8 protein-coding genes are annotated in these 14,288 nt (G+C 34.7%); 4 read left to right on the top strand and 4 right to left on the bottom strand.

Annotated features, from left to right (window positions below; all coding sequences use genetic code 11):
- Positions 1–48: 48 nt before the first annotated feature.
- The 3 genes from ACNQGS_RS10920 to ACNQGS_RS10910 all read right to left on the bottom strand — a co-directional run bounded on the left by ACNQGS_RS10920 (position 49) and on the right by ACNQGS_RS10910 (position 6,586).
- Positions 49–2,505: a DUF2357 domain-containing protein gene (locus ACNQGS_RS10920; protein ID WP_491487314.1), complete on the bottom strand. Its 2,457-nt coding sequence runs from the start codon at positions 2,503–2,505 to the stop codon at positions 49–51.
- A complete protein-coding gene (locus ACNQGS_RS10915) occupies positions 2,477–4,765 on the bottom strand; it encodes a DUF8727 domain-containing protein (protein ID WP_491487313.1) in 2,289 nt (762 codons plus the stop codon). The genes ACNQGS_RS10920 and ACNQGS_RS10915 overlap by 29 nt, the downstream gene beginning before the upstream one ends.
- 99 nt (positions 4,766–4,864) lie before the next feature.
- Positions 4,865–6,586, bottom strand: coding sequence for a hypothetical protein (locus ACNQGS_RS10910; protein ID WP_491487312.1), 1,722 nt, complete (start codon positions 6,584–6,586; stop codon positions 4,865–4,867).
- Between the two features lie 130 nt (positions 6,587–6,716).
- On the opposite strand from ACNQGS_RS10910, the gene ACNQGS_RS10905 reads away from it, so the two are divergent.
- Positions 6,717–7,973: a DNA cytosine methyltransferase gene (locus ACNQGS_RS10905; RefSeq protein ID WP_491487311.1), complete on the top strand. Its 1,257-nt coding sequence runs from the start codon at positions 6,717–6,719 to the stop codon at positions 7,971–7,973.
- Between the two features lie 70 nt (positions 7,974–8,043).
- A protein-coding gene (locus tag ACNQGS_RS10900) for an IS3 family transposase (protein ID WP_491487310.1) occupies positions 8,044–9,395 on the top strand; the annotation gives its coding sequence in 2 pieces (ribosomal slippage) (positions 8,044–8,491 and positions 8,491–9,395; 1,353 coding nt in all).
- Between the two features lie 178 nt (positions 9,396–9,573).
- Here the strand turns inward: ACNQGS_RS10900 and ACNQGS_RS10895 are convergent.
- Positions 9,574–11,397: a DNA cytosine methyltransferase gene (locus ACNQGS_RS10895; RefSeq protein WP_491487309.1), complete on the bottom strand. Its 1,824-nt coding sequence runs from the start codon at positions 11,395–11,397 to the stop codon at positions 9,574–9,576.
- A gap of 473 nt (positions 11,398–11,870) precedes the next feature.
- Here ACNQGS_RS10895 and ACNQGS_RS10890 point away from each other — a divergent pair, with 473 nt between their 5' ends.
- Both ACNQGS_RS10890 and ACNQGS_RS10885 read left to right on the top strand, forming a co-directional pair.
- Entirely contained in the window at positions 11,871–13,325 is a 1,455-nt protein-coding gene (locus ACNQGS_RS10890; RefSeq protein WP_491487308.1) for an AIPR family protein, read from the top strand.
- A complete protein-coding gene (locus ACNQGS_RS10885; RefSeq protein ID WP_491487307.1) occupies positions 13,322–14,200 on the top strand; it encodes a restriction endonuclease in 879 nt (292 codons plus the stop codon). The genes ACNQGS_RS10890 and ACNQGS_RS10885 overlap by 4 nt, the downstream gene beginning before the upstream one ends.
- The last annotated feature ends 88 nt before the right edge of the window (positions 14,201–14,288 follow it).

Below are 14,288 nucleotides of genomic sequence, written 5' to 3'. Positions count from 1 at the left end.
ATCATTCATTCCGTAACCAAAAATAAATAGTCTTCCCAAATGAGAAGACTACAATAATGACATGACTTCCTTAAAAACTGCGGAAGGTTGTTGGGTTAACATATTTAAATTCAAAGGACGCTCTTGTTCACCTTTCTTAATGAGCAGCTTTTCTTCTCCCTTATTTAAAAAAATCTCAATATCCTTAAATGAAAACTGTTCAATAGCTGATGCCTTATCAAGGATTGGGCCATCAAGTTGGATAGAGATCCTATCCGAAAGGCGTCTAAGGGTATTCCATAGAGCCGTTTCTTGTTTATTTTTCATATAAAGCTCTGGCAATTCCTTTGACTCTTTTAATTGGGTTAATGTGGTCATCATATAAGTGGCAATCCCATATTTAATAGGCTTTATTAAATTTGGTGTCCGCTGCCAAACCTGAACATAAAAACTGATGTTTTCAACGTCCGTTGAAACCCTTTCAATTTTTCCATATTCCGAAATACCATTTGTTTCTCCTGCAGCCTCGGTTCTATATAATGCTACATATTTCGCTTCCTGCCATCCCTTACGCAACTTTGACACCGGAATCTGAAAATAACGATGCTGAATGAAGCGCAAGTAGTCATAGTTATTTGAAACGGTCGCGACCAGTACTTTCTCTACCAAACTAGATTTCCATTCCTCTTTGGTGCCAATCGGTATAATACCTTCCCTCTGGATTTCCTCAGGATTCTTTTCAATTAACCGTTCGATAAATTGCTCTACTAAATCCGTTGCCTGTGGTAAAAACGGCAGTCCACCAATGTTTACTTGATTGATACTCCGATAGAGCGGGTGTTGCTGATACTCATCCTCGCCACCCCAGGGGAATAACACATAAGCACCAAATGTGGTTCGCTCATATGGCCCGTCATTATTCATGGCTACTAAAGAATCCCTATAACGGTGCATCGTGTTAATATCCTCTTCCAGTGGACCCGGGGTTTTATAACGCTCCTTATAAAAACTTCCCTCTTGTGCATAATCAACTCGATACTTGGCATCGAATACATAGTTAAAGTTGTAATCCCTACCCTTTTTAGAAATCGTCAGCATGGTATCGGGCTTTTGAGAAATCGTTGGAAGTCCCCCCTCATACTTTTGAAAGGTCAAGGATATTTTCTCCTTGGTAATGGGATGTTCAAATTTTCTCTCTGCCTTCTTATTTGTATCTAAATTTACGAATAATCCATCCCGATTCACTTTAATAATATCGTTACTTAACATGGTATACTTGCGGCTGAGGATTTGTCCCAATTTCAAGAAGGTCCAATATTCATACAAGGTTGCGACATCCTTTACCGACATTTGATAAAAATTAGACTGGAGCATCAATCCCTTAGAGACTGTCAAATAAATTTGAAATGCATCACGATAACCAGGTGCCATTTGCATGACCAGGCTCATCACCGAACGGTCTAGCCGACCAATATTCCGCCAAAAAGGGTTCTTCTCTTTGGAATGAATAGTTTTCTTCATCGCATTTAAGTGCTCGATTAATTCCGGATCAGGATCTATCTTCAACCGTTTATTTGGATTTTCGAGTGCATTTATTAAATCCTCAACCTTTGCTTTAAGTCGCTCCATCATCCATTTAACATAACGGGTCTCCAACGTATCATATAAAAGCTCTTTCTTAATCCGTAGACCCTCACGTGGCATTAACGTCCTGCCATGAATAGGAATCCCCCGATTTACATCTACAAACTTATTGTTTTTTTGAAGGTACTTTCGGGTATAGGAATCACTTTTTCCAAGCTGGTCCCCGCGGACCTTTACATAAGTCGTCTCCAATTTATGATGCGGCTGCTGCTCAATTCGATTAATAGCCTGGATGAATTGTTGGAAGTGCTTTGTGATTAATCGATAAAATTCCGCCCTGCTTGGATTGCCTTCGAGCTTAATTTTTGCGCCTAAATAGGTTTTCCGAATAAAGTGGAACGCCAGGTTATAAATTTCGTCATTCACTTCTTCAAGCAATTTCCGATAATCGTTCCGATAATCCAATTTGGCTGGGAAAATTTCTAGCGTTACCTTAAGAAGCGTCTTACCTTCCTGGCGGATTTCAAACGCGGAATAGCCCACTTCATTTTGAAATTGGAGATTGCCCATTAATACTGGAAGTCCAGCCATATCCGTTATGTAAATGGCCTTTCGAAAAAGCGGGTACTCATGATAAAACTCCAGTTGCTGTTTTTGCTTTGGAATCACAACTAGTACATAATTCCCGTTCTCAAAGAAAATAGGTCGGACATTTTCCTCAGTTGTTAGCTCCCCTTTTTCAATATCGTAGACCTGAATGGTTTCTACAGTATGTCCTTTAGCAGAAAACTTCATTACATCATGGTAATCCATTTTACGATACTGTTTAAGTCCCTCATAGCGATGATGAAATGGTTTTCCCTTTATGACCAATGAAAAGTCAGTAGCCTCAATTTTGACTAACTCAACATCATCACGAGATCCAGAAAGAAGTGAAACCATCTGAACTTAACCTCCTCAACATCTCTACTGCCTTGGCTGCGCTTTTTGGATATTTAGCTTGGTGAATTTCATCAACATAATTATCTCGACCATCCTCATAATCCTTACCTGTAAACAACTCGTATAAATTACTTAACAGCTTTTCCACTCGTGGGTCACTTCCTGCAATTCGTGGTAGGATTTTTTGTAGAATGCAATGGTCAAATGCTTTTTCAAAATCCATAAAATCACTGACGTCGTTATATTTCATATAGAAACAGATTTCATCACGGACACGATAACCCACATGGGCATTGATTGGCTGCAAAAACTTATTGATGGTATCTAATTCATCTGTTACTTTTTCAACAAGGTCTTTATTTGATCTATACATATCCTTTAAATGCAGATAATCTGCCCGAAATTTATCATTTTCAATAACAGCAGGCATTACCTCTTCCTTATCTTCAAGAAAGGATAGATTCTTTAAGTCGACTCTGTTAAACTCAATTGTATTTGCCCGGTCCAAGACCTTTTTGCTAAATGGATGAGTCGTTTCATCTATATTAACCGTCCCAATGATGTAAAGATTTGTTGGAAGCTTAATGTTACGTCCAGCGATTTCCTTTGTTAAGATTGTGGACGTAACAATTTTTTCTCCTTCCCGTCTCCTGCTTTCCATTACACTTAAAATATCACTAAAATAGTGTTCAACTCGGGCAAGATTCATTTCGTCAAGCAGGACAAAGTATGGAAAATCGGGATTCTTTTCTGCCTTTTCAATAACCTTAGCAAATGGCCCTGGCTTAAAATCACCTTTAATATCGACATATCCAAGTAAATCTGAACTGTCATTCCAGTCGGGTCGAACCGGAATTAACACAAATTGTCCATTCTCCTCCGTTGCTCCTACAGCCTCGGCAAACCACTGAACAATTTTTGTTTTTCCTGTACCAGATATGCCGGAAAGAATGACAAATGGTTTCGTTTTAACTGATAAAAAAAGATTGATGACTTCCTCCATTGAATAATAAAAGCCTTTTGATTGTATGTACGTATGAATGTGTTCGACTACTTCTTTTTGAGAATACATCCGAATTGGTTCTTTAATTTTAATTAGAGGCGGATTATCAATGAAACTCTTTGTAAAATCGAATCCAGCAGGAGTGATTTCAAAAATAGTGGACGAACTCATTACTGGATTACCAATCAAGCCAACTTCCTCTTTAAAATTAGATCCGGTATAAAAGACCGGCTTATCAAGTGCCTTTGTCCAGTCCACTCCTATTCTCTGCCGCCAAAAAGCCCCTGTTGCATGTATATATTTATTTGGATCATCTTCATCAAAAAATGCTTTCGTCACTTTACCATACCCTAAAAAACCTTTATTACCTGAATAAGCGACAATATAATCGCCTACAGAAATTTGCTTAATTAAATTAATATGTCGTGTTACTGCTGAACTGTTTTCTCTGCCATACTCATATTGCATTGCAGCCACGTCTAATTCCTTCGAACGATTCCAAACTAATGGTTCAACCGCGTAATATACATTGAAGAGCCAGTATTTTGTTTTCGGTTTGTCTCCTCCAGATAAGCTAGTAACGTCTATTGTGCCCTTCTCCTTTAGCGGGGTATACTTTCCTGTACCAATCCACTCCTGCCAAGCGTCAGGAGCATTTTCCGTAAATGGATTTCCTTTGCGGAGGTCTTCAATCCATTCCCTTTTTATTGTTTTTGAATCTAAAATGGTGAAAATTGCTTCGTAATTTTGGATGGTCCCATCATTTCTTTCGTGGGAAATGACTTTTAAAGTATCAGAATCATTCTCTCCTACTGCCCCGGGTACAGCTAAACCGCGAAAGACGACATCCCTTCCTTTTTTCCCTTTGGCAAATACAAAAAATGGAGGCACCTTTTTACGAGTCCCGTTAAGAAATTCATCAAAGGAATGGCGAAGGATTCGATTCCCCTTTTTCGCGGTATCATGTATGTTACGACCCGCTTTCCTATTGTCTCCGTAGTAATAAAACCTACCTGTTTCAATTTCAATTCTGTCCGGCCAATCATCATGTGAAAGATCAGAATATAGAACACAAAATTTTGTATCCACTCCATTACGCGGACCTACCGGTCTAAATCCCCCTTGATTTTCACAACCCATTAATTTCGACAAGGGGTCGTCACCAGCGTTCCCTTTCGTTCCCCCTTGGTACGTGGCCCCTATTATTAAATCGGCTTTCGGTAAGTCAGTAAAAGCAATTGTATATGTACTAGTCATTAATTTAAAAACACCTCTTTGATGTTACTACTAATATGTATTGAACAATTATTACTGCAAAATATTCAACCGTCTTTACCATGCCATCAAAATCATCAACTAATGTAACTGGTATTCCGATGTTAATTTAATAGTTGACCACCCATGTTCTTGCCCACGGCTAAACTTGACTCGAAGGCTAAGGATTTCATAGTCATTGTTCCAAGCTAAAGTATTTTGTATCGGAGATGGCCTTCTTACATAAACATTTATTGTACTATTGATTTTTGAATGTTCCTTGCAATAACTAATATTTTCTTCATAAAAAGTTATGGCCATAATCGCCTTTCCTAGAAGGTTCTCAATTCCCTGCTTTAATTGCTCCTGCGTTGCTTCTTTAAGTTGAGACCCTAGTTCAAGTGCAAGTACCTCTAGACTTTCTTTATGATTTAATTCACCAATTTGGAACCTAGTTTTCACTTCGTTAACAATAGGTTCAAGGCTACCAATCCCAAAATATGTTGGTCCAAGTATAGTTCCTATACCTGGATTTTTTGTTGTAATCTTGTTGGTCTTTTTTGCAAGTGCTTTTAGTGAAACACTTTCGATGACAATTTGTGTTTTTACCTTTAATATTAATTGTAAGTCACCTGTATTCAGAGGATCATCAATATAGCTATCAGGCACTAACTCAACACTATCAATCGTAAAATCACTATATTTCTCATTCAATTTCTCCCGTATAACAGGGACTAATGTAGAAGTCGATTGGTATAGTTTTTCTATTACAGTTGGTTTGACAGCTGAATAGTATTTATCCATTAATACAACACATTCATCAGGTTCAACCTGGGAAACGTCTGGAAACTCTTTTAAAAAATAATAGTAGGTTAAAGCCTCATGACACTTACCGATAGCATTGCTAGCATTAGAGGTTTGAATATACTGATGGTTATTTAACAAGTTAGTCATTTTCTGTATTGTTTTAGTATTTAACAACTCATTTTCGGATTGGTCTCTAAAACTTTCATAACTTGCAGCAAGCTTAATAGATGAATTTGGACTGCTTTCAAACTTAAATCTTAAAGTTAATGCTACCTTGCCGTATTTAATTCCAACTGTACTCTTGCCAATCTTGTAAATTTGTATATCACCAAAATGAGGGGTACCAGGATTAAACTCTGTTACACTAACCTCCCTTTCATCCCTCCCATAACTTGTAATAACATTAAAATCCTCAGACATAAAGAAATCATTATAGGCATTGAAAAATCCTTCACTTTTCTCATTAAAAGAGTCTTTTAACAAATGGAAGCATGCTTCTCGTAAACTATATAAAAAGTCATTTCTAATTGGGTTAATACTTTCCGTGAATTTTGGAAAGTAAATTGAAACCAATCTTTTTAATTCCCTTTTATCTGTTACGTAATGTGTTCCATTATTAATTTCTACCAACTTACTCAAAAATTCCAAATAGTTTCTTTCAAATACCAGATTAAATTTTTCCTGTAACAACTCTGATAAAAAATACTTTTTGAGAAAACTTTTTGCTCCAGGATTCTTAGGTTGGATTCTACCACCTTTTCGAATAATAAATAGGTTTACCGATACAGAACTGCTATCATCCAAATGCAATGTAAGGTCCTTAGCAAGATCAGGATGCTCAGCTTCAAATTTTGAATCGACCATTAAAATATTGGGATAATTCATTGTAATAAATCCAACCGTATCTTTTACAGTATTAGGAAAGTTATCTATAGGATTTCCATTAATGTACAATATTAAAGCCTGATAGACATTTTTCACGTGATCATCGCCTATAAACCTTGGGGACTTTGCCATTATTTTCACCTCTCACTAAATTATACTCCATTCACACCTAGCTGTTAATTACTGGATATAGAAAAAGCTGGCCTTATTTTAAAAGAAATGATAAAATAACATATATAATTTTCTTGGGAGGTATGTAGAAATGAAACTTGAAGAAAGAGGTCGAGCCAAATACCGCCCTTTAAAAGACTATGATAAAGATCTGGTAAAGCAGCTATTACATGAAAAAATAAAAGAAGAAGATAAGTTAATTCAAAATATAGATTCTGATTTTGAGCTTCCTCCCCTTAATGAAAAGAAGGATAAGATTAATGTAATTAGCTTGTTCTCCGGGTGTGGCGGACTCGATTTGGGGGTTGAACTTGCTGGACTGGCTGCGACTATCGGTGAAGAAGAGGCGCTAAAGGCTTTCAAAGACCGAGAATGGTTTAATTCAGTAAGAGAAGAAAGTATTTTTCATACCATTTATTCAAATGACCTTTTTAAAGAGGCAAATGAATCATATAAACTTAATTTCCCAAACTCAGTATTTCAGCAAGAATTAGATATTAGAAAAGTAAAAACTTTTCCTAATGCGGATTTAGTTCTTGGAGGCTTCCCGTGCCCTGGTTTTAGCGAAGCTGGTCCTCGTTTAATTGATGACGAACGTAATTTCTTATACATCCACTATATTCGCTGCCTGATGCAGGCTAAGCCGTTTGCTTTTATTGCTGAAAATGTAAAAGGAATGCTAACACTTGGTAAGGGCGAAGTAATAAATCAAATAGTACAAGATTTTGCTTCTGCAGGTTATAATGTAAAATTCAAATTGGTTAACTCTCGAGATTATGGGGTTCCTCAGTTAAGAGAGAGAGTATTTATTGTTGGAATTCGGGATGATTTGGATTTTGAATATGAACATCCTGAACCTACTCATGGTAAAGGTAAGGAACCATTTGTAACTTTAAAAAATGCTATTGGGGATTTAGAGGACAATCCGGGTGAATATTTTACAGGTGGCTTTTCACCTATATATCTATCCCGTAACCGAAAGAAAAAATGGAGCGAACAAAGCTTTACCATTCAGGCTTCTGGTAGACAAGCGCCATTGCATCCTGGAGGTCCGGAAATGGTAAAAATAGGACCTGATAAATGGGAACTGCCTGGAGATAAGTCGCAACATCGCCGCTTATCTGTAAAAGAAATTGCACGTATTCAAACCTTTCCAGATTGGTTTGAATTTTCTGATGGTGGTAACATGAATGTTCAAGAAAATAATAGGTTGGATAAGAAATATAAACAGATCGGAAATGCAGTCCCAGTTATGTTGGCAAAAGCTATGGCAATGCCTCTAGCTATTTGGGCAAGGGACAATATTGATATTATAAAAAATAAGAAATCAATTTTAATAAAACAATAAAAAATAGACCCACCTTTGTGAACTGCCCCGTAAATGTTAGACACTCTACTAACATTTACGGGGTGTTTTTATGGCCAAATTTACATTCGAAAAGAAATTAGAAATTGTTCAAAGATATTTAAATAATGAGGGAGGTTATAAGTCCCTTGGTAAAAAATATGGAGTTTCGCACAATCTCATCAAAAAATGGGTTCTTCAGTATCAATACAATGGTGAGAAAGGGCTTATTAAAGACTATACAAACTATACAGTTCAGTTTAAACTAGACGTACTTAATTATATGAACGAACATGGGACGTCTCTGTATGAAACAGCTGCCATATTCAAAATTAAAGCACCTAGCACTATTTTGGATTGGAAGCTGAAACTTGAAGCAGAAGGATTAGATGCCCTTAAATCAAAGAAAAAGGGGCGTCCATCCATGAAAAAAGAGACAAAGAAATCTCCTCAACCGGTAGAGGGATCATTAGAAGCCTTACAGGCAGAAAACGAACGTTTACGAATGGAGAATGCCTACTTAAAAAAGTTGAATGCTTTAGTTCAAATGCAAGAAAAATTACAAACAAAATCAAAGCGCAAGTAATTTTTGAACTAAAGGATCAGTATGAGGTTGTGGATTTAGTTGAAGTCGCTGACATTCCACGCAGTACGTATTATTATTGGGAAAAACGTTTAAATCACCCTGATAAATATGAGAAAGTAAAAGAAGCCATCAACGAGATCTATGATGAACATAAGGGTCGTTATGGGTATCGTCGTATCACGAAAGAGCTAGAAAAAAGAGGGTTCCAGCACGATCCCAAAACCATTAATCGGTTAATGAATGAAATCGGTTTGAAATGCTTGGTACGCATGAAGAAGTACCGTTCTTATAAAGTAAATGTAGGAAAAATCGCTCCGAACATCTTAAATCGCGATTTCTCTGCCGAGAAAATGAATCAAAAATGGGTGACTGACGTTACGGAATTCCACCTATTTGGTGAAAAACGTTACCTTTCTCCAGTACTAGATTTGTGTAATGGCGAAATCATTGCGTATACCGTCATGAAACGTCCTGTTTATAAATTAGTAGGAGATATGTTAGACCAAGCGATAAAACGACTTCAGCCAGGAGACCAAGTGACTCTTCATTCAGATCAAGGTTGGCATTACCAAATGAAACAGTATCAAAAGACACTAGAACAGCACCAAATTACACAGAGTATGTTCCAAAAGGGTAACTGTTTGGATAATGCAGTCATGGAAAATTTCTTTGGCCTATTAAAGTCTGAACTCCTTTATCTACAAGAATTTGACAGTATGGAGCTTTTTGAACGAGAATTAGCCGACTATATTTACTATTACAATCACAAACGAATAAAGACAAAATTAAAAGACTTAAGTCCAGTGGAATACCGAACTCAAGTCTTAAAAGCTGCATAATGATATTTGTCTAACTTTATTGCGTCAGATCATTGAGGTCTATTTTTTATATTCTTTCCTTTTTTAATAATATCCAATTCAATCCATTCTAGATAACACTATCCATCCGAACGAATTAGAACATTACACTACATAAAAGGCGCGCAAACGTTTACTCCGCAAAAAGCTCTTTTTAATATTAGAGCTCTTTATTTATAAAATACCAGTTAGTTATAGGGTCAAATATCTCTTTTATAAAAGGAACAGGTGTTTCAGATTGCAAATATTTCAGTAATTGGGGAGGCAAACTTATATCATACCAATCTGGGAAAGTATAGATTTGTTTAAATTCATCTATTGAGAGATTTATTAAATCTTTATTATCTTTAGTGAATTCCAGACTTTTGTTAGTGGGTGTACTGTTTGGCTGAAATAGGTATTTGTAAACCTTTTTTAATAATTCATTTAACTTCTCTGGTATACTTTTGTTAAAATTAACCGTATCCCAAGACTTAATACTGATTGACGGATGTGGAAATTCATAATTAAATTTAAGATCTTTTCTTACCCCTATAATTATAAGTGTCTCCCCTGATAAAGGAACTCCGTACTCATTATAATTACAAACTTTATACTTTACTTTATAATCATATAATAGTAAATCTGTAAAATACTTAAGATGTTCTCCGTTATTAGCGTCTAAAAACCATTTAGCAGTTTTAAGAACAAAAACCTCAGGTAAAAGTTTAGAAAATAAACTAGTATATTCCTTAATTTTTTCTTTAAATAATTTACCATTACCAGCCAAAGTAAATGGTAATAATATTTTCCCAATCAAAATCTGTCCATCAGGTATGCTTTCAAAATCTATTACCTTTTTAAAATCTTTAAAAATACTATCAGGAAGATTATTAGAATATATATTACCTAAAAGCCCCTTCTTTTCTAAACTATATTTTATATTGAAAATATTATTTTCACTTTCATGTAAAAAACGAGCTTTATTATTATAAATCTCCATTAAATTTTTTTCTCTCTTATTATTTGAAAGTCCTGAAAGCATTATTCCCAAATCCATACCACCTAAACCGGGAAATAAACTTACCACTTGAACTTTATGAGTTAGTTCCATTTTCTTAACCAAGGTTACATTCTCTGATACTTCCTTCACTTTCTCAACCACTTTTTTTGGCCTTTTTTCCCTTCTTGGTATAACAATATTATAGTTTTCTTCAAGTTCATCTAATACATTATTATGGTTTATAATTGTTGGTTCTACTTCAACGAACTCCCCTAATCTAAACAATTCCTGATAGTCTTCAATTATGGTAGGTTCTTTAAGTTTTCTATAGGGTTGGAACTTTGTATAGGTATTTTTGGGTCTGTCATCAGAATTTGTAATTGGATAAACAGGTCTAAAAATAACACAGAATTCTTTCCCTAATTCATCAATAACATTTTTTTCAATAGGTTTTAAGTTACAAATTAATTCATTTATGCTTCGTGGAAGTTCTGATGATATATATAAACAATTTGAAACATTTTCCCCTTTTCCATATCCTGCAATTATCTTATAAATATCTTTATAATCAAAAACTTCAATAAAATCTTTTTTTGTTTGTCCAGACCTTTTCCCAAAAGAAATACTCACTCCTACAAAAGGTCCTTTTAATTTTGGGTTTAACATCCATTCATTGGCCCATTTGGTAGTTATTTTTGTTAGTTTATAAAATGTTTCAATCCCAAACTCATGTATTATTCTTTCATGGCCATACCAATTTCCAAAAAAATCAGCATTCTGCAGTTTTGCAGAGATTTTTAACGCAGGAGCATTTTCTAATGAAATCAGAACATCAGTCTTATTTTTGCTACTTTTATTTCCAATTCTTTCCGAGTATAGTATTCTATTCCTTGGTTTCACTCCCATTTCAAGCAACCAATCTGGAAGTTTTTCAGGTAAATTTGTTTCTTCCTCAACAACCTTAGTAATCATAATCTCTAATAGATCAGAGTCTTTGGACATTATATACCTCCATACAAGCACATTTTAAATTTACATCTAATAAATACTCACTAACCCTATATTATCAGCTGTATAGTGTTATTCTGATATAAAGTTTTTGGAAAGTGATTATTTTATTAAAAACATTTTAGTTTACTTATTGAAAACTATCTTTATAACACAAAAAGTGGCATAGGGTACCATTTTGGGAACCCTATGCCATATATATTTTTATTTTTTAAATTAAACTGTTTATTCTTTATATTCCTTATTATCATCAGGAAGATTAGCACCATTACATCCTGGTGGTCTAGAAATGGTTATGTTGAATTATTTTTCCTTCTAAAATTACTTTGGAAACCAACTTTTTTTAATTTGAATCTATAGAGCTAAATAAATTTCTATGCAATTATACTCATTTGTAAATAAATGGTTTACAATAGTAATTATCACACCTATTAAATCATTATTTAAACACGAAGGAGGAAAATTCTTTGGTAAAGCAATTGAAGAGGTACGAAAAGAGAGATAAATATTTCATATTGCGGGTTCCTGTTATTCAAACAACAGTAATGTATGACCCCCATAGGCTAAAAGAATACTTATCTGCCGGTAATGATTTTCCAACACCTGAAACATGGCCTCATACTATGTTGTATACAGCATTTATTTCTGCTAATGATTTATTTGTTGGAAAAGACATTTTAATGCCAATGAAAAGGAACCCAAGAAACCAAAACCTAAAGTCATCAGTATCTAATAATATAGCAAACGCATTAATTAATAATGAATTAGACAATTTAGATGAAAAAAAGCAATTAGCAGGCTACCCATTAAGTGAAAGCTTTTATATCAATAATAGGGGAATTGCAGTTGTTGCTGATATCGTAAATACATTAACAAACGTATCCTTTGCAGGGGAAAACGGAACAATTTACCCTACCGTATTAGAGATATTTATGGATGAAGAAGAAGGCGGAAACATTGATGGAGGGCACACTTATAAAATAATTCTTGAACAAGCTGAAAAAATGCTGAAAAAGGAAAAAAAGTTAAATTCCTATGTAAGGCTTGAAATAAACGTAAATCTCAGAAATGTAACAAACTTTGCTGCAGCCAGAAACACAAATGCAGCAGTCAAAGAAGCATCAATCATGAATTCAAGAGGAGAATTTGATACAATAAAGATTTTATTAAGTGACCTACCATTTTATAATCGAATTGCTTACAGACAAAATGATAAAGGAATTCCAATAGAAAATATTGTGGAATACATTGAACTTTTTAATCTAAAAAAGTCACCCCTTTACGAGTCGGAAGATAAGATTATACCTTCCCCCTCTATCCCTAAGCAAAAATGGGGGTCAAGCAAAAGAGAAATCCTTAAATTTTACAGTGAGGAAATAAATAGTGCGATTGTTGAAGAACGACCATCCGAGTATGATTTAATGGCTCCAATCATTAATGATATTTTCTGGTTATATACTCATATTGAAAAAAACCTTCATAATATTTATAACCAATTTGCAAATGGAAAAAAGAGTGCGAATTTCGCAGCCTTAGCCTATGTCACTAGAAATGAAACAAGCCAAAAAGAATTAGCAACCGGAAAAAAGTATCGTCAATTAACAACCTATGGTGATGGTGAACCTAAAGAAGATAATGCAATGCCTTATGTAATTGATAAGGGTTTAGTAGTACCAATTGCAGGTATGTTCCGAATGCTTCTAGATAAGGATGAGGAGGGAAACTACAAATGGATTACAGGAGTAGATATTCACCAGCATGCCGATCAGATTATTGGTTTTGTTATTGAAGAGGCAATGAAATCAGTTGCAGAACAAGGACCAGATAACTATGCAAAAGATAAAATGACCTGGAGAAATAATCTATTAATGATGAGCCAGTATAGAATGCAAATTCTTGCAAAAGGTGCAGCCTCATTATGAGTTTAACTTCACCGTATGACAAGATTGCTTATCATATAACCAATTTATTGGCATTACAAAACATAGCCGAAAATGAATTATATGAAAACATTTTGACCGCTTTTAATATTTCTGAGGATTTAATTGAGGATATACTATTCCAATTAAAGAAGTTGAACCTTATTTTTAGTCAAGACAATCTATGGGCACTGACCGATGAATGCAAGTCTTTATTTGGCACAAATGACCAAAGGGTATATACATTAATTAGTTCCTTTCAATTTAACGATATACCCTTTGTTTCAAAAGATGAGGAACCCACAATTACCGTTGAGAAGGAAAATCCAGCTAATCCAATAGAACGTCTAAGAATAGAGGTTCAAACCAAAATAAATGAATATTATCAAGCATTACGACAACGGCTAAAAGATATCCTTTTTAAAATGAACGAATATCGATTAGAGGAAGTTGTGATAGAGTTACTTGTAAAATCTGGTGAAGGTAAATATGGAATATCTACGAAAAAAAGTAATGACGGCGGAATAGACGGGTTTATTTACAGATCCCATTTAAAGCAAGGTCCCATGCTTGTCCAAACAAAGAGATATTCTGAAAATATTTATGTAAATAAAAATGAAATTCATGAATTTCTTTCGGTATGTAATAGCATGGGCGCTAAATCGGGTTATTTTGTTACAACTTCATATTTTGCCGATACCGCTATTAGTGTAGCAAGATTAGATATTTGTTTAGTTGATGGTGACCAGCTTGTTGACTTATTTCTACAAACCAAAGTTGGTATGTTTACTAAAGACGGACAATTAGATTCAATTAATGAAGAATATTTTAATAGACCACCACTTCCAAGTGGAGTACTCTATGAAATAAAGATTTAAATTAAACAAGATTACTTAAACTAACTGTCCTTTATTAAGTTAGACTTTAATAATAAAAGGAGTGCCAGTTCACCTCCGGATAGTGGAG

The organism is Neobacillus sp. PVCKKU3 (assembly GCF_058323225.1).
The sequence above is the reverse complement of the archived record's forward strand: the minus strand, read 5'-3'. Positions and strand labels throughout refer to the sequence as shown.

Excerpts from the sequence above, each read along its gene's own strand:
- ACNQGS_RS10905 (WP_491487311.1), top strand. The coding sequence starts at position 6,717 with ATGAAACTTGAAGAAAGAGGTCGAGCCAAATACCGCCCTTTAAAAGAC.
- ACNQGS_RS10885 (WP_491487307.1), top strand. The coding sequence starts at position 13,322 with ATGAGTTTAACTTCACCGTATGACAAGATTGCTTATCATATAACCAAT.
- ACNQGS_RS10895 (WP_491487309.1), bottom strand. The coding sequence starts at position 11,397 with ATGTCCAAAGACTCTGATCTATTAGAGATTATGATTACTAAGGTTGTT.
- ACNQGS_RS10920 (WP_491487314.1), bottom strand. The coding sequence starts at position 2,505 with ATGGTTTCACTTCTTTCTGGATCTCGTGATGATGTTGAGTTAGTCAAA.
- ACNQGS_RS10910 (WP_491487312.1), bottom strand. The coding sequence starts at position 6,586 with ATGGCAAAGTCCCCAAGGTTTATAGGCGATGATCACGTGAAAAATGTC.
- ACNQGS_RS10915 (WP_491487313.1), bottom strand. The coding sequence starts at position 4,765 with ATGACTAGTACATATACAATTGCTTTTACTGACTTACCGAAAGCCGAT.